Annotated in this window: 12 protein-coding genes and 1 pseudogene; 11 read left to right on the top strand and 2 right to left on the bottom strand. The window is 66.1% G+C overall.

The window, feature by feature from the left end; all coding sequences use genetic code 11:
* From ACN0T5_RS19420 to lpxB, 10 genes are all read left to right on the top strand, one after another.
* On the top strand, positions 1-242 hold a 242-nt coding region (locus tag ACN0T5_RS19420; protein WP_417770266.1), incomplete at its 5' end, for an undecaprenyl diphosphate synthase family protein.
* A complete protein-coding gene (locus ACN0T5_RS19415; RefSeq protein WP_417770265.1) occupies positions 239-1,099 on the top strand; it encodes a phosphatidate cytidylyltransferase in 861 nt (286 codons plus the stop codon). The genes ACN0T5_RS19420 and ACN0T5_RS19415, both read left to right, overlap by 4 nt.
* Positions 1,100-1,162: 63 nt before the next feature.
* Positions 1,163-2,326 carry a 1-deoxy-D-xylulose-5-phosphate reductoisomerase gene (dxr, locus tag ACN0T5_RS19410; protein ID WP_417770267.1) on the top strand — a complete coding sequence of 388 codons (1,164 nt, stop codon included), beginning with the start codon at positions 1,163-1,165 and terminating at the stop codon, positions 2,324-2,326.
* A gap of 94 nt (positions 2,327-2,420) precedes the next feature.
* Positions 2,421-3,557 (top strand): RIP metalloprotease RseP, encoded by a 1,137-nt coding sequence (gene rseP / locus ACN0T5_RS19405; protein WP_417770264.1) that lies wholly within the window; start codon positions 2,421-2,423, stop codon positions 3,555-3,557.
* A 187-nt stretch (positions 3,558-3,744) separates the two neighbouring features.
* On the top strand, positions 3,745-6,114 hold the full coding sequence (bamA, locus tag ACN0T5_RS19400; protein ID WP_417770263.1) for an outer membrane protein assembly factor BamA: 2,370 nt from the start codon (positions 3,745-3,747) through the stop codon (positions 6,112-6,114).
* A gap of 70 nt (positions 6,115-6,184) precedes the next feature.
* Positions 6,185-7,252 (top strand): UDP-3-O-(3-hydroxymyristoyl)glucosamine N-acyltransferase, encoded by a 1,068-nt coding sequence (gene lpxD / locus ACN0T5_RS19395; RefSeq protein WP_417770262.1) that lies wholly within the window; start codon positions 6,185-6,187, stop codon positions 7,250-7,252.
* 23 nt (positions 7,253-7,275) lie between these two features.
* Positions 7,276-7,740, top strand: coding sequence for a 3-hydroxyacyl-ACP dehydratase FabZ (gene fabZ / locus ACN0T5_RS19390; RefSeq protein WP_417770261.1), 465 nt, complete (start codon positions 7,276-7,278; stop codon positions 7,738-7,740).
* An 11-nt stretch (positions 7,741-7,751) separates the two neighbouring features.
* On the top strand, positions 7,752-8,552 hold the full coding sequence (lpxA, locus tag ACN0T5_RS19385; RefSeq protein WP_417770260.1) for an acyl-ACP--UDP-N-acetylglucosamine O-acyltransferase: 801 nt from the start codon (positions 7,752-7,754) through the stop codon (positions 8,550-8,552).
* A gap of 3 nt (positions 8,553-8,555) precedes the next feature.
* Positions 8,556-9,452 carry an LpxI family protein gene (locus ACN0T5_RS19380; protein ID WP_417770259.1) on the top strand — a complete coding sequence of 299 codons (897 nt, stop codon included), beginning with the start codon at positions 8,556-8,558 and terminating at the stop codon, positions 9,450-9,452.
* Entirely contained in the window at positions 9,449-10,669 is a 1,221-nt protein-coding gene (gene lpxB / locus ACN0T5_RS19375) for a lipid-A-disaccharide synthase (RefSeq protein ID WP_417770258.1), read from the top strand. Before ACN0T5_RS19380 ends, lpxB begins: the two co-directional genes overlap by 4 nt.
* A gap of 105 nt (positions 10,670-10,774) precedes the next feature.
* Here the strand turns inward: lpxB and gltA are convergent, their stop codons facing one another.
* Both gltA and gltX read right to left on the bottom strand, forming a co-directional pair.
* Positions 10,775-12,067 (bottom strand): citrate synthase, encoded by a 1,293-nt coding sequence (gene gltA, locus ACN0T5_RS19370; RefSeq protein ID WP_417770257.1) that lies wholly within the window; start codon positions 12,065-12,067, stop codon positions 10,775-10,777.
* A 266-nt stretch (positions 12,068-12,333) separates the two neighbouring features.
* A complete protein-coding gene (gltX, locus tag ACN0T5_RS19365; RefSeq protein WP_417770256.1) occupies positions 12,334-13,767 on the bottom strand; it encodes a glutamate--tRNA ligase in 1,434 nt (477 codons plus the stop codon).
* A gap of 199 nt (positions 13,768-13,966) precedes the next feature.
* Between gltX and ACN0T5_RS19360 the strand changes: the two are divergent.
* Positions 13,967-14,567, top strand: a pseudogene (locus ACN0T5_RS19360) (hypothetical protein); the annotation flags it as partial.

Raw genomic sequence — 14,567 nt, 5'->3', positions numbered from 1 at the left:
CCGAGGACAGCATCTCCGGCTGTCTGGACACGGCGGCTCTGCCCGATCCGGACCTGATCATCCGCACCAGCGGCGAGCAGCGCCTGTCCAATTTCCTGCTCTGGCAGGCCGCCTATAGCGAGTTCTATTTCGCCGACCTGCACTGGCCGGATTTCGACGAATGCGCGCTGGACAGCGCCTTCGAGGCCTTCGCGGCGCGCGACCGCAGGTTTGGCGGGCTTTCGGCGAAAGTCGCCAGATGACGGACGGGGCCTCGGGGGGAGGCCGCCCCCGGGCCACCGAACTGAGGCTCCGGGTCATCTCGGCCCTGCTTCTTGCGCCTGCCGTTCTGCTTGCGACCTATGCCGGGGGCTGGCCCTTCGCCATCGGCGCGGCGCTGTGCGCCGCCATCCTGCTGCAGGAATGGGTCGTCATCGTCCGCGTGAACAGCGTGATTTCGACAGGCATTGCCGCGCTTGCCCTTGCCGGCGCGATGCTGGCGGTGGCCACGGGCCACGTGCAGGAAGCTCTCGGCCTGCTGCTGCTCTCCGCCGCGGGGCTGTTCGGCGCCGGGTGGTTGCTGGGCATGGCCGGCCTCCGCTGGCTCGCCGTCGGCGTGCTGTATGCCGGGCTGACCGGCGTGGTTCTCGTCGTCTTCCGGGCGGGTGAGGCCGGGTTCATCGTCATCCTGTTTCTCTTCGCCGTGGTCTGGGCGACCGACATTGCCGCCTATTTCGCCGGCCGGCGTCTCGGCGGGCCGAAACTGTGGGCGCGCGTGTCGCCCAAGAAGACCTGGAGCGGGGCGCTCGGCGGGTTTGGCGCCGCCGTGCTGGTGGGACTGGTCGCAGGGCTGCTGGCCGGCCGGGCGCCGCTGGCGGTCTGGCTGGTCGCCGCCGGGATCCTTTCGGTTTTCTCGCAGGCGGGCGACTTGCTGGAATCGGCCCTGAAGCGGCGCTTCGGGGTGAAGGATTCAGGGCGGATCATCCCCGGCCATGGCGGTGTCATGGACCGGGTCGACGGGCTCACCGGTGCCGGCGTGCTCGGATATCTGGTCGCGGTGGTGGCGAGCGGCGTTCTCTCCGATCCGGTCGCGGCGCTCCTGGGCATGCAGGGATACTGACAATTGACCGCCCTTGACGGCCATGACGAAGCGCCAGGCAGTGCGCGCGCGGATACCCGGCCCATGCGGCTGACGGTGCTCGGCGCCACCGGTTCGATCGGCACCTCGACCCTTGATCTGGTGGCCCGCGATCCGGAGCGTTTCGAGGTCGTCGCGGTGACCGCCAACGGCCGGGCGGAAGAGCTTGCCCGACTGGCCGTTCGCGTGCGGGCCCGCCACGCCGTGGTCGCCGACCCGGCCGCCCATGGCGCGCTCAAGGCAGCGCTTGCCGGGTCCGGCATCACGGTGGCCGCGGGGGCGCAGGCGGTTCGCGAGGCAGCGGCGCTGCCCGCCGACATGGTCGTTGCCGCGATCGTCGGGGCGGCGGGGCTGGAGCCGACGCTGGCCGCCGTTGCCCGGGGCACGACGATCGCCCTGGCCAACAAGGAATGCCTCGTCTGTGCGGGCGACCTGTTCATGCGGGCCGCGCGAGAGGCGTCGGCCACGATCCTGCCGGTCGATTCCGAACACAATGCCGTGTTCCAGGTGCTGGAGCGCGGCAATGTCGACCAGGTGGAGAAGCTGATCCTGACGGCGTCGGGCGGGCCGTTCCGCACCTGCACGCTGGAGGAGATGCGCACCGTCACGCCGGAGCAGGCCCTGCGCCATCCCAACTGGAGCATGGGCGCGCGGATCTCCATCGACAGCGCGACGATGATGAACAAGGGCTTCGAGATCATCGAGGCCCGCCACCTGTTTCCCTTGCGGCCCGACCAGATCGACGTGCTGGTGCATCCCCAGTCCGTGGTGCACGGCATGGTCCAGTACCGGGACGGGTCGCTTCTGGCGCAGCTCGGCGCTCCCGACATGCGCACGCCCATCGCCCACTGCCTCGCCTGGCCGGCACGCATGGGAACGCCGGCCGAACGCCTTGATCTTGCCGCATTGGGGACGCTCACCTTCGAGGCGCCCGATCCATTCCGGTTTCCGGCGTTGCGGCTCGCCCGCGAGGCGATGGCCGCCGGCACGGCCGCGACGGCGGCGCTCAATGCGGTCGACGAGGTGATGGTGGAGGCGTTCCTGGCGCGGCGCGCCGGGTATCTGGATATCGTGGCGACCGCCGAGCGGGTGCTGGAGCGCATGGGCGGCATGGCCGGTTTCGGCGAGATGACCTGTATCGACGATGTGTTCGCGGTGGATGAAACGGCCCGCCGCCTTGCCGGGGAAATCGCCGGGACAAGCCCTTGAACCGGGCGGACGGGAAGCGCGCAAACGCGGCAACCGGGCGCCAACGGGATGTTAACGCGCCGCGCGGACACTGGCCGGCGGCAATGGAGAGACAATGGAACTGATCGGATCGCTTTTCGGGTCGGTGGCGGGCTATGCCCTGCCGTTCCTGTTCGTGCTGACGGTGGTGGTGTTCTTTCACGAACTCGGCCACTTCCTGGTCGGCCGCTGGTGCGGCGTGCGGGTGAACGCGTTCTCCGTCGGCTTCGGCCCGGAACTCATCGGCCGGACCGACCGTCACGGCACGCGCTGGAAGCTGTCCGTCATTCCGCTTGGCGGTTATGTGAAGTTCGCCGGAGACGAGAACGAGGCGAGCGTCCCGGATCAGGAGGCGCTGCGCCGGATGAGCGCCGAGGAGCGCGCCGGCGCGTTCCAGACCAAGTCCGTCGCGCGCCGGGCTGCCATCGTGGCGGCCGGTCCGATTGCCAACTTCATCCTCGCCATCGTCATTTTCGCCGTTCTTTTCGGCCTCATGGGGCGCCCGGAGATTTCGCCGCGGGTCGACCAGGTGCAGCCCGACAGCGCGGCCGCGGAAGCGGGTCTTCAGGCCGGCGACCTCGTCGTTGCGATCGACGGCTCGACAATCGGCACCTTCGCCGAACTGCAGCGCACGATCAGCGTCAGCGCCGACATCCCGTTGCGGATGGAGCTGGACAGGGGCGGGGAGCGCGTCGAGGTGACGATCACCCCGAAGCGGCGCGAGATCACCGATCCTTTCGGCAACGTCCAGTCCGTCGGCCTGCTCGGCGTCAGCCGCAGCGCCAGGCCGGAGGACGTCATCACCCGCCGCTTTGGCCCGGTCGAGGCCGTTGTCGAGGGAAGCAAGGAAACATGGTTCGTCGTCACGCGGACGGCGGGTTATCTCGGCGGCATCCTGACCGGGCGCGAATCCGCCGACCAGCTCGGCGGTCCGATCCGGGTGGCGCAGATCTCGGGCCAGGTCGCGACACTCGGTTTCGGCGCGCTGCTCAATCTCACGGCCGTGCTGTCGGTCAGCATCGGGCTGTTGAACCTCCTGCCGATTCCGATGCTGGACGGCGGTCACCTGCTGTTCTACGCGGCGGAGGCCTTGCGGGGCAGGCCGCTCAGCGACCGTGCCCAGGAATACGGATTCCGGATCGGTATCGGCATCGTCCTGTTCCTGATGGTTTTCGCGACCTGGAACGATGTTCTGCACTTGAGTTCACTGTAGCCGGGGGAACGAGCGTGTCTCGACTGCAACGCTCCGGTATGAAACGGTTTTTGCAGGGTTTGGGCGGTTGCTTCCGCTTCAAAAGCCTGTAAAACGACTGACGGATATAGAGAATCTCGACCACCACATCCGTAGCGCCTGGCGCCGGAAAAACGTGTGGCGGAAAAACCGAAGGCGAAGCGTCTTTATGCAGCGTGTCCAGAACCTGACCAGAACAATCCTGGTAGCCGCCGTGATGAGCGGTGTCGCACCGATTCTGCCGGTGGCTTTCCCCGGCCTCGGTGCACCCGAGGCGGAAGCTGCGGTGGTCAGCCGGATTGATGTTCGCGGCAACACCCGCATCGATGCCTCGACCGTCGAGAGCTACCTGACGATCCGTCCGGGGCGTTCGTTCGGTCCCGCCGATATCGACGAGTCGCTGAAGACGCTGTTCGCGACCGGCCTGTTCGAGGATGTCGCCATCAACCAGCAGGGCGGCACGCTGGTCGTGACCGTCAGCGAGAATCCGATGGTCAACCGGATCTCGTTCGAGGGCAATCGCCGCCTCGACGACAAGACGCTGACCGGTGTCGTGCGGACCGAGGAGCGCTCGATGCTGACGCGCGCCAAGGTGCAGTCCGACGTCCAGAACGTGCTTGAGGCCTATCGCCGCTCCGGTCGCTACCGTGCCACCGTCGAGCCGAAGATCATCAGCCGTTCCAACAATCGCGTCGATCTCGTCTTCGAAATCAACGAGGGCGACCGCACCGGTATCGAGCGGATTACCTTCATCGGCAATTCCAAGTTCAGCGACGGCCGCCTGCGCGACGTGATCCGCACCCGCACCAGCGGTCTGCTCAGCTTCCTGCGCACGACAGACTCCTTCGATCCCGATCGTCTCGATGCGGACCAGGAGCTCCTGCGCCAGTTCTACTACCGCCACGGCTATGCCGACTTCCAGATCGTTTCGGCCGTTGCCGATCTCGATCGCGAGGAGAACGTGTTTTACGTGACCTTCACGGTGGACGAGGGCGAGCAGTATACATATGGCGAGATCGACCTTCAGACCTCGCTGAGCGATGTCGATCCCGAGGACCTGCGCCGCAAGCTGCGCACGTCGACGGGCGACACCTATTCCTCGCTCGATGTCGAGAAGTCGCTTGAGGACCTGACGCTGGATGTGTCCCGCCAGGGTTATGCCTTCGCGCAGATCCGTCCGCGTGCATCCCGCGACTACGAGAACCGCACGATCTCGCTGACCTATTTCATCGAGGAAGGTCCGCGCGTCTATATCGAGCGCATCAACGTTCGCGGCAACGACCGGACGCGTGAGTACGTGATCCGTCGCGAGTTCGACCTGGTCGAGGGCGATGCCTTCAACCGCGTCCTCATCGACAAGGCGGAGCGCCGCCTGAAGGACCTGCAGTTCTTCAAGAGCGTTCGCATCACGACCGCCCGTGGCAGCGCTCCGGACCGGATCGTCGTGAATGTCGATGTCGAGGAGCAGGCAACGGGTGAAATCGGCTTCGGTGTCGGTTACTCGACCTCCGACGGCGTCATTGGCGACATCACGCTGCAGGAGAAGAACTTCCTCGGCCGCGGTCAGTTCATTCGCGCCAAGGTCGGTGCGGGTACCTCGACGCAGGCTTACGAGTTTGCCTTCACCGAGCCGTATTTCCTCGGTCGCCGGATTGCGCTGTCGCTGGACGTGTATCGCCGGTCCTACGACCGCAACGACTACCGGAACTACGATATGCAGACGACCGGCGGTTCGATCGGTCTCGGTCTGCCGCTGCGCGATGACGAACTGCGCCTCAATCTGGTCTACCGGATTTTCGACCAGGATCTGACGCAGGACGCCAATACAACTCTCTCCAACGGTCTTCGCACGTCGCTGGGGCGCAATCTGACCTCGGCCATCGGCTACTCGCTGGTGTATGACACCCGCGACAGCCGGACCGATCCGCGCGATGGCTTTTTTGTATCGTTCGGTCAGGAAGTTGCCGGTCTTGGTGGCGATTCCCGCTATCTTTCGTCGAGCATCGATGCCCGCGCCTACAAGGAGATCCTTCCGGAGTGGGGTGTGATCGGTATCCTGCGCGCTGGCGCCGGCAATATCATGGGTCTCGGCCGCAGTCTGCGCGCCTCGGAGCAGTTCCAGCACAACGACAACTGGCTGCGCGGTTTCGAGATGCAGGGCATCGGCCCGCGTGACGCCATAACGGGCGACGCTCTTGGCGGCCGCTGGTATGTTCATGCCAATGCCGAGGCGGAATTCCCGATCCTCGGCCTGCCGAAGGAGCTTGGCCTTTCGGGTGCCGTGTTCACCGATTTCGGTGCGGTCTGGGATGCCGATCCGGCGATCATTCGTTGCGTCCAGACCTTGAACGGCTGCGGTGGCAACCAGGCAGCCGGAAATGTCAATTCCAACGACTTCGCGCCGCGTGTTTCCGCCGGTTTCGGTGTGAAATGGGCGTCGCCCTTCGGGCCGCTGCGTGCCGACTTCGCCTGGCCGATCATCAAGGAGCCGGGCGACCGGACCCAGCTGTTCCGCATCGGCGGTGGCACCCGCTTCTGATCCGGGCGGGCATTCGGAAATTCGAACCGGCCGCCGTGCATTCGGCGGCCGGATTCATTGTGGGAAGACGATGAGCGAACCCTTTTTCTTTGAGCCGTTCGCGCCCACGGGCGTTTCCGACATCGCGGACTGGGTCGGCGGGGACCTGCCACGTGGCGCGAGCGATACGAAGATAACCGCCGTGGGTCCGCTTGAGGATTCAGCGCCCGGTCAGCTTGTCTTCTTCGACAATCCGAAATATCTCCCCATGCTCGAGACGACCCGCGCCGCCGCTTGCCTGGTGGCGCGCAAGCATGCCGACAAGGTGCCGGAAGGGGTTGTCCCCATTGTCGTGGATCAGCCCTACAAGGCGTGGGGCCAGGTGCTCGCGCGGCTTTATCCGGACTCCATGCGCCCGACCTCGCTGGACGGATCGCAGGGCGTTTCCCCTCATGCGCGGATCGATCCCGCGGCCCGTATCGAGGCCGGTGCAATCGTCGAGGCCGGTGCGGTGATCGGCCCGGACGCCGAGATCGGTGCGGGGTCGCGCATCCATGCAAATGCGGTGATCGGTGCCGGCGTGCGCATCGGTCGGGACTGTTCGGTCGGCGCGAATGCCGTCCTGCAGCACACGCTGGTTGGCGACAGGGTGATTCTCCATTCGGGCGTTTGCAGCGGTCAGGACGGCTTCGGCTTTGCCATGGGGCCGGGCGGGCACAAGAAGGTTCCCCAGATCGGCCGGGTCATCATCCAGAACGATGTCGAGATCGGCGCCAACACGACCATCGACAGGGGCGCGAACCGGGACACGGTGATCGGCGAGGGCACCAAGATCGACAATCAGGTGCAGATCGGCCACAACGTGGTGATCGGTCGGCATTGCGTCCTGGTCTCGCAGGTCGGCATCTCCGGCAGTGCGACGCTTGAGGATTATGTTGCGATCGGCGGCCAGTCGGGTGTGCGCGGCCATGTCACCATCGGCATGGGCGCACAGATCGCCGCGGTCAGCGTGGTCGAGGCCGATGTGCCGGCCGGTGCCCGCTATGGCGGCGTGCCGGCAAAACCGGTCAAGGTGTGGTTCCGTGAGGTGATGACCCTTGCGAAGCTTGCCGAGCGCGGCCTCGGGCAGGGCACGCCAAAGGCGCACGACAAGGATTGAACTTGAGTGTTGGGGAAATGGATATGAGCGAAGGCGAGAAGAAGACGCTGGATAGCGCCGATATCATGCGGATCATGGAACTGCTTCCGCACCGCTATCCGTTCCTGATGGTTGACCGTATCGTCGACATGGATGGCGACAACTCGGCGGTCGGAATCAAGAACGTGTCGGCCAACGAGCCGCATTTCATGGGTCATTTTCCCAATCAGCCGGTCATGCCGGGCGTGCTGCTGATCGAGGGGATGGCGCAGACCGCCGGGGCGCTCTGTGTCCATTCGCGCGGCGATTCCGGGACGCCGAAGCTCGTCTATTTCATGACCATCGACAAGGTCAAGTTCCGCAAGCCGGTCCTGCCTGGCGACCAGGTTCGCTACCACATGACCAAGATTCGCAACCGCACGAACATCTGGAAGTTCGAGGGCGTGGCCATGGTCGACGATACCAAGGTCGCAGAGGCCGAGATCAGCGCCATGCTGGTCGATCATTGAGACGAGGCGGAATGACGTCCGGAATTCACCCAACGGCCATTGTCGAGGATGGCGCGGAAATCGGCAGCGATGTGCGGATCGGACCGTTCTGCCATGTCGGAGCGAACGTCGTGCTCGGCGACGGCGTCGAACTGAAGTCGCATGTCGCGGTTGCCGGTCGCACGCGCGTCGGTGCGCGCACCGTCGTGTTCCCTTTCGCGTCCGTCGGCCATCAGGCCCAGGACCTGAAGTACCGGGGCGAGGCGGCAAGCTTGAGCGTCGGCAGCGACTGCATCATCCGCGAGGGCGTCACGCTCAACCCGGGAACCGAGGGCGGCGGGCTGGAAACCGTGATCGGCGATCGCTGCGCGTTTCTCGCCAATTCCCATGTCGGTCACGATTCGCGGCTCGGCAACGGCGTGATCCTGTCCAACAACGTGATGATCGCCGGACATGTCACCGTCGGCGACAATGTCATCATGGGCGGCGGTGCCGCCGTCATCCAGTTCACCCGCATCGGCGACAACGCGTTTGTCGGCGGCCTGGCGGGTCTTGAGAACGACCTCATTCCCTTCGGCATGGTGATGGGCAACCGGGCCCGGCTGAACGGGCTGAACCTTGTCGGACTGAAGCGTCACGGTTTCGCGCGTGAGGACATCCACGCGCTGCGCAGCGCCTACAAGGATCTGTTCGAGGATGCGGAAGGCACCTTGCGGCAGCGGGCTGAAAAGGTCGCCGAGGCTTATTCCGGGGTCGCCCTGGTGCGCCGGGTGACGGACTTCATCCTGGCCGAAAGCGATCGCCGGTTCTGCACGCCGCCCTCGGAGGGTTGATCCATGAACGAGGCGTCGCCCGCGACGTCCGGGGAGGATACCCCGCTTGCCGTGATCTGCGGCGGCGGCCGGGTGCCTGTGGAAGTCATCGCGTCGGTGCGCGCCAGCGGGCGCCGGGTGGTTGCCGTTGCCATTCGCGGCGAGGCCGATGCCGGCGTCGAGGCGTTTGAGCCCGTTCATCTCGGCTGGGGCCAGATCGGCAAGCTTGCCTCCCATCTGCAGCGCGAGGGCGTGCGCGATGTCGTCATGATCGGCAGCGTCAGCAAGCGTCCCGAGATCCGCGAGATCGTCGGCGATCTGGGAACCATGCGCCGGCTTCCGAAAATCATTGCCTCGCTTGCCGGGGGTGACGATTCCATTCTCAAGAAGATCATCCGCCTGTTCGAGGAGGAGGGGTTTCGCATCGTCGGGGCTCATGAAGTCGCGCCGGCGCTGCTTGCCAGCCCGGGCAGCCTTGTCGGTGCGCCGCCGAAGGGCGACATGCTGCAGGACCTCAGGCTGGCCGCCCGCGCCGTTTCCGAGCTCGGCCGGCTGGATATCGGACAGGCTGCCGTGTGCCTTGGAGGGCGGATCATCGCGGTCGAGGGCGCGGAAGGCACCGATGCGATGCTGGAGCGTTGCCGTGACCTGCGGGCGCGGGGCCGGGTCAAGGGCAAGGGCGGGGTGCTGGTGAAATGCGCCAAGCCGGGCCAGGACCTGCGCGTCGACCTTCCCACGATCGGTCCCGACACGATTGAAAGGGCGGCGGAGGCCGGTCTGGCCGGGATCGGCATCGAGGCCGGGCGCGTGCTCATCGCGGACAGGCAGCGAACCGAGGCGGACGCGGCGCGTCAGGGTCTTTTCATCGTCGGCGTCGGACCGTCGGGGACACTGGCCGGTGACGAGCGGGGCGCGGCATGACCCGCGAGACCGGGCGGCCGCTGGTTGTCTACATGATCGTCGGCGAGGAATCGGGTGACCAGCTTGCCGCTCCCATGATGCAGTCGCTTCGGGCGCGCACGGGGGGCAATATCCGCTTCAAGGGCGTTGGCGGCGAGCGGATGGAGCGCGAGGGGCTTTCGAGCCTGTTTCCGATCGAGGACATCGCGGTGATGGGGCTGTCGGCCGTGCTGGCCCGCCTGCCGCTCATCGTCAAGCGGGTCTATCAGTCGGTCGACGATGTCGTTGCCGCCGATCCGGATCTTCTGGTCATCATCGACAGTCCGGACTTCACCCACAATGTCGCCAAGCGGGTGCGCAGGCGCGCCCCGCATATTCCCGTCGTCGGCTATGTCTCGCCCTCCGTATGGGCATGGCGGCCGGGTCGGGCGCGGCGCATGGCCGCTTATGTCGATCACCTGCTGGCGATCCTGCCCTTCGAGCCGGAGGTGCATCGGCGCCTCGGCGGGCCGCCAACAAGCTTTGTCGGTCATTCGATCATTCAGCGGGCCGGGGATTTCCGCCCTGGGCCCGGCGAGCGGAGCGATCCGTCAGGTGAGGGCGCGGCGCCCGTCCTGCTGGTGCTGCCCGGAAGCCGTCGCAGCGAGGTCACGCGCCTTCTCGCCGATTTCCGGGGCACCGTCGATCTCCTCAAGGAGGAGCGGCCGGACCTGCGCGTCCTGCTGCCCGCGGTTCCCCGTCTGCGGGCGCATATCGAGCAGGAGGTGGCGCATTGGCGGCATCCGCCGGAGATCGTCACCGGGGAGGCGGGCAAGCTGGCCGCCTTTCGCTGCGCGCATGCCGCGCTTGCGGCGTCGGGAACGGTGTCGCTGGAACTCGCCATCTCCGGCGTGCCGATGGCGATCGCCTACAAGCTCGACTGGTTCTACCGCCGGATCAAGGATCTGAACCGGTTCCTGCCGATTGCCAGCGTGACCTCGATGGTGCTGCCGAACATCATCCTGGGCGAGAATGTCGTCCCGGAGTTCCTCGACGACGACGCCAATCCGCAGGCGCTTGCCGGTGCGGTCCGACCGCTTCTTGTGGACAGCCCGCAGCGGCGCGCCCAGGTCGAGGCTTTCGCCAGGCTCGACGAGATGATGCGGCTTCCCTCCGGAGCGGCGCAGGCCGACGAGGCGGCGCGGGTCGCGCTTGAGGTCGTCGTGACACCGGACAATTCCGATAAAAATTCTGACTAATTTTCGAAGTTTCGACGTCGATCTTGCAGATATTGAGTCTGCCGGACGCAAAAACGGCGCCTTACGGCGCCGTTTCTCGTTTCGGTCCGGTTCCGGTCGAACGCGTCAGCGACGCTGGGAGACCGGGACGTAATCGCGCTGCGCCGCGCCCGTGTAGAGCTGGCGGGGGCGACCGATCTTCTGGGACGGGTCTTCCACCATCTCCTTCCACTGGGCAATCCAGCCGACGGTCCGGGCCAGCGCGAACAACACGGTGAACATGTTGGTCGGGAAGCCGAGCGCGCGCAGCGTGATGCCCGAATAGAAGTCGATATTCGGGTAGAGCTTCTTGGAGATGAAATACTCGTCATTGAGCGCGATCTTCTCGAGCTCCATGGCAACGTCGAGAAGCGGATCGTCGCGAATGCCGAGCTCGGCGAGCACTTCATGCGTGGTCTTCTGCATGATGCGCGCGCGCGGATCGTAGTTCTTGTAGACCCGGTGGCCGAAGCCCATCAGGCGGAACGGATCGTCCTTGTCCTTGGCGCGGGCGATGTATTCCGGGATGTTGTCGACGGACCCGATCTCGGCGAGCATGTTGAGTGCCGCCTCGTTGGCGCCGCCATGTGCCGGCCCCCAGAGACAGGCGATGCCGGCCGCGATGCAGGCGAACGGGTTGGCACCCGAGGAACCGGCAAGACGCACGGTCGAGGTCGAGGCGTTCTGCTCGTGATCGGCGTGCAGGATGAAGATCCGGTCCATGGCGCGGGCCAGAACCGGGTTCACCTTGTACTCCTCGCAAGGCACGGCAAAGCACATGTGCAGGAAGTTCGACGAGTAGTCGAGATCGTTGCGCGGATACACGAAGGGCTGGCCGACATGGTACTTGTAGGCCATCGCCGCGATGGTCGGCATCTTCGCGATCATGCGCAGCGAGGCCACCATCCGCTGGTGCGGATCCGAGATGTCGGTGCTGTCATGATAGAAGGCGGCCAGCGCGCCGACCGTTCCCACCATGATCGCCATCGGATGGGCGTCGCGGCGGAAGCCGGTGAAGAAGCGGCTCATCTGTTCGTGGATCATCGTGTGATAGGTCACGCGATTGACGAAGTCGTCCTTCTGGGCCTTGGTCGGCAGTTCGCCGTAGAGCAGAAGGTAGCAGCTCTCGAGGAAGTCGCCATGGTCGGCAAGCTGCTCGATCGGATAGCCGCGATACAGGAGCGTTCCGGCATCACCGTCGATATAGGTGATGGCGGATTCGCAAGAAGCGGTCGAGGTGAAGCCCGGATCGTAGGTGAAAGAACCGGTCTGGGCGTAGAGAGAGGCGATGTCGATGACATCGGGTCCGATGGAGCCCGGGCGCATGCCCAGATCCCATGACTTTTCGCCGATCGTCAGCTTTGCAGTCTTGTCGCTCATTCAGGCTACCCCCTTGATGAAGCAAGCGCCGTGCAATTGTCTGGCTGCTCCCCAGGAGAGGTCGGGAAGGGGGCCGGACACACGGCGGGAGGAAAGGTCGCAAGTTGCGTACCCCATTTGTCCGCTCCCCGCAAGCGCGGCCCCCTAGCGCTTTCGTCACAGGGTGACGACTCGTTCACCTTGAAACGGGGGACGTCGGGGAAGCGGGCCCGTCCTGCCGGCGGGCCGGTCCCGCAGGCTCGTGCAGGGCGGGCGCGGATGCCGGTTCAGCCGGAGAGCTGATCGGCGATGCGGGCGAGCGATTCCTCGCGGCCGAGAACGGCGAGAACGTCGAAGATGCCCGGCGAGGTGCCGCGACCGGTGAGGGCTGCCCGCAGCGGCTGGGCCGCCTTGCCGAGTTTCAGGTCGCTCTCTTCCGCATAGATCCGCACGGCTTCCTCGGTGCTTTCCACGCTCCATTCGGCCAGGGCCGACAGGCGCGGATGGAGGGCGGCCAGGATGTCGCGGGCGCCGTCGGCGGCAAGCAGCTTCTCCGCCTTCTCGTCAAGCGCGAGCGGGCGTGCGGCCCACAGATATTCGGCGCTGTCGACAAGCTCGACCAGCGTCTTGGCGCGGTCCCGGAGGCCCGGCAGGGCGGTGCGCAGGGCCGTTTCGTTTTCGGCGTTCCCCTGAAGCCATGCGCGCAGGCCGGCGCCGTTTTCCGCATGGGGCAGGAAGGCGAGCAGGTCCGCCATCAACGCGTCCGTCTCGGTGGCGCGCATGTAGTGGCCGTTGAGATTCTCCAGCTTCTTGAAGTCGAAGCGCGAGGGCGAACGCCCGATTGCGTCGAGGTCGAACCATTCGGTCATCTGGTCCGTCGAGAAGATCTCCTCGTCGCCATGGCTCCAGCCGAGGCGGGCGAGATAGTTGCGCATCGCGGCCGGCAGATAGCCCATGGCGCGATACGCTTCCGCGCCGAGCGCGCCATGACGCTTGGAGAGTTTCGCCCCGTCCGGTCCGTGGATGAGCGGGATATGCGCCATCACCGGCACATCCCAGCCGAGCGCCTTGTAGATCAGCGTCTGGCGGGCCGCATTGGTGAGATGGTCGTCGCCGCGAATGATGTGGGTGACGCCCATGTCATGGTCGTCAACGACGACGGCGAGCATGTAGGTCGGCGTTCCGTCCGAGCGCAGCAGGACGAGATCGTCGAGTTCCTTGTTGGCGAAGGTCACGCGGCCCTGGACGCGGTCCTCGATCACCGTCTCGCCATCGGTCGGCGCCTTCAGGCGGATCGCCGGCTTGACGCCCGCCGGCGCCTCGGACGGGTCGCGGTCGCGCCAGCGGCCGTCATAGCGCGGCGGCAGGTTGTTGGCGCGCTGCTCCTCGCGCATGGCGGTCAGCTCTTCGGGCGTGGCGTAGCAGCGATAGGCAAGACCGGCGGCGACAAGCTCTTCCGCGGCTTCCCGGTGACGGGCGGCACGGGCGAACTGGGAGATCGGCTCTCCCTCCCAGTCGAGGCCAAGCCAGGTCAGCCCGTCGAGAATGGCCGCGATCGCCGCGTCGGTCGAGCGCTCCCGATCCGTATCCTCGATGCGCAGCAGCATCTTGCCGCCAAAGCGCCGGGCATAGAGCCAGTTGAAGAGCGCGGTGCGTGCGCCGCCGATATGCAGGTAGCCGGTCGGCGAGGGAGCGAAACGCGTGACAACGGGTGCGGTCATCGGGAAGCCTCGTGGTCGATTGATCGGATGACGCGACAACCGGCCGTCTCCCTTGCGGAAAGAAAACCGTTTCGCGTATTGCGCGAGTACAGGTTGCAATGCAACGCTGCCATCCCGGCGCGGTTGGCGTCCGTGTAGCACAGGGGTGCGCTGCCACCAATGCCCCAGGCGGCGGCTGGTGGAATGCTGGGAGGAGCATGTGTCTGTTGCCGGCGACGGACGACCGGAAAGCGGGAAAGGCGCAACGATGGCGGCGGGGCAGGCGCAGCTTGCCGGCACAACGCCCGCCGGAGGTACGCTGCTGGCCGACTTCCTGAGCCGCCGAAAGGGCGGGCAACAAGCGGATGTCCGCCGGGCCCGGCTGCGCCCTGCGCTTGGCGCGGCGTTTCGCGCGGCGGTCCGTGAGGAGATCGAGCGCGGTCGCGGGCTGATCTGGGCGGCCTTCGTCTTTGCCGGCGGTATTGCCGTCTATTTCGCGCTTCCCGCCGAGCCGATGGCGTTGGCAACCGCCGGGGCTGCTTTGGTCGTGTGGCTCGCGTTCCTTGTTCAGGCCGGGCGTGGCCGCGAGGCAACGCCCCTGCTTGTCGTTGCCCTTCTCCTCTCCGGCATGGCGGCCGGCGCGACGAGGACCGCGCTTGTCGCCGCGCCGGTGCTCGACCGGGCCCGCAGCGCCACGGTCACCGGCCTTGTGGAGAGTGTGGAGCATCGTGAAAACGGCCTGCGGCTGGTGTTGCGGTTGCGCGAAATGAGCGGTGTCCGGCAAGACCGCATGCCGGCGCGCGTGCGGATCGCCCTTAAGG

This window comes from Stappia sp. (assembly GCF_048261845.1).
Taxonomy (GTDB): domain Bacteria; phylum Pseudomonadota; class Alphaproteobacteria; order Rhizobiales; family Stappiaceae; genus Stappia.
Note: the sequence above shows the minus strand (reverse complement) of the source record. Positions and strands in the feature narration are given on the sequence as shown.

What these genes read in the sequence shown, in the direction of transcription:
- ACN0T5_RS19415 (WP_417770265.1), top strand. Translation starts at nt 239, where the DNA reads ATGACGGACGGGGCCTCGGGGGGAGGCCGCCCCCGGGCCACCGAACTG.
- dxr (WP_417770267.1), top strand. Translation starts at nt 1,163, where the DNA reads ATGCGGCTGACGGTGCTCGGCGCCACCGGTTCGATCGGCACCTCGACC.
- rseP (WP_417770264.1), top strand. Translation starts at nt 2,421, where the DNA reads ATGGAACTGATCGGATCGCTTTTCGGGTCGGTGGCGGGCTATGCCCTG.
- bamA (WP_417770263.1), top strand. Translation starts at nt 3,745, where the DNA reads ATGCAGCGTGTCCAGAACCTGACCAGAACAATCCTGGTAGCCGCCGTG.
- lpxD (WP_417770262.1), top strand. Translation starts at nt 6,185, where the DNA reads ATGAGCGAACCCTTTTTCTTTGAGCCGTTCGCGCCCACGGGCGTTTCC.
- fabZ (WP_417770261.1), top strand. Translation starts at nt 7,276, where the DNA reads ATGAGCGAAGGCGAGAAGAAGACGCTGGATAGCGCCGATATCATGCGG.
- lpxA (WP_417770260.1), top strand. Translation starts at nt 7,752, where the DNA reads ATGACGTCCGGAATTCACCCAACGGCCATTGTCGAGGATGGCGCGGAA.
- ACN0T5_RS19380 (WP_417770259.1), top strand. Translation starts at nt 8,556, where the DNA reads ATGAACGAGGCGTCGCCCGCGACGTCCGGGGAGGATACCCCGCTTGCC.
- lpxB (WP_417770258.1), top strand. Translation starts at nt 9,449, where the DNA reads ATGACCCGCGAGACCGGGCGGCCGCTGGTTGTCTACATGATCGTCGGC.
- gltA (WP_417770257.1), bottom strand. Translation starts at nt 12,067, where the DNA reads ATGAGCGACAAGACTGCAAAGCTGACGATCGGCGAAAAGTCATGGGAT.
- gltX (WP_417770256.1), bottom strand. Translation starts at nt 13,767, where the DNA reads ATGACCGCACCCGTTGTCACGCGTTTCGCTCCCTCGCCGACCGGCTAC.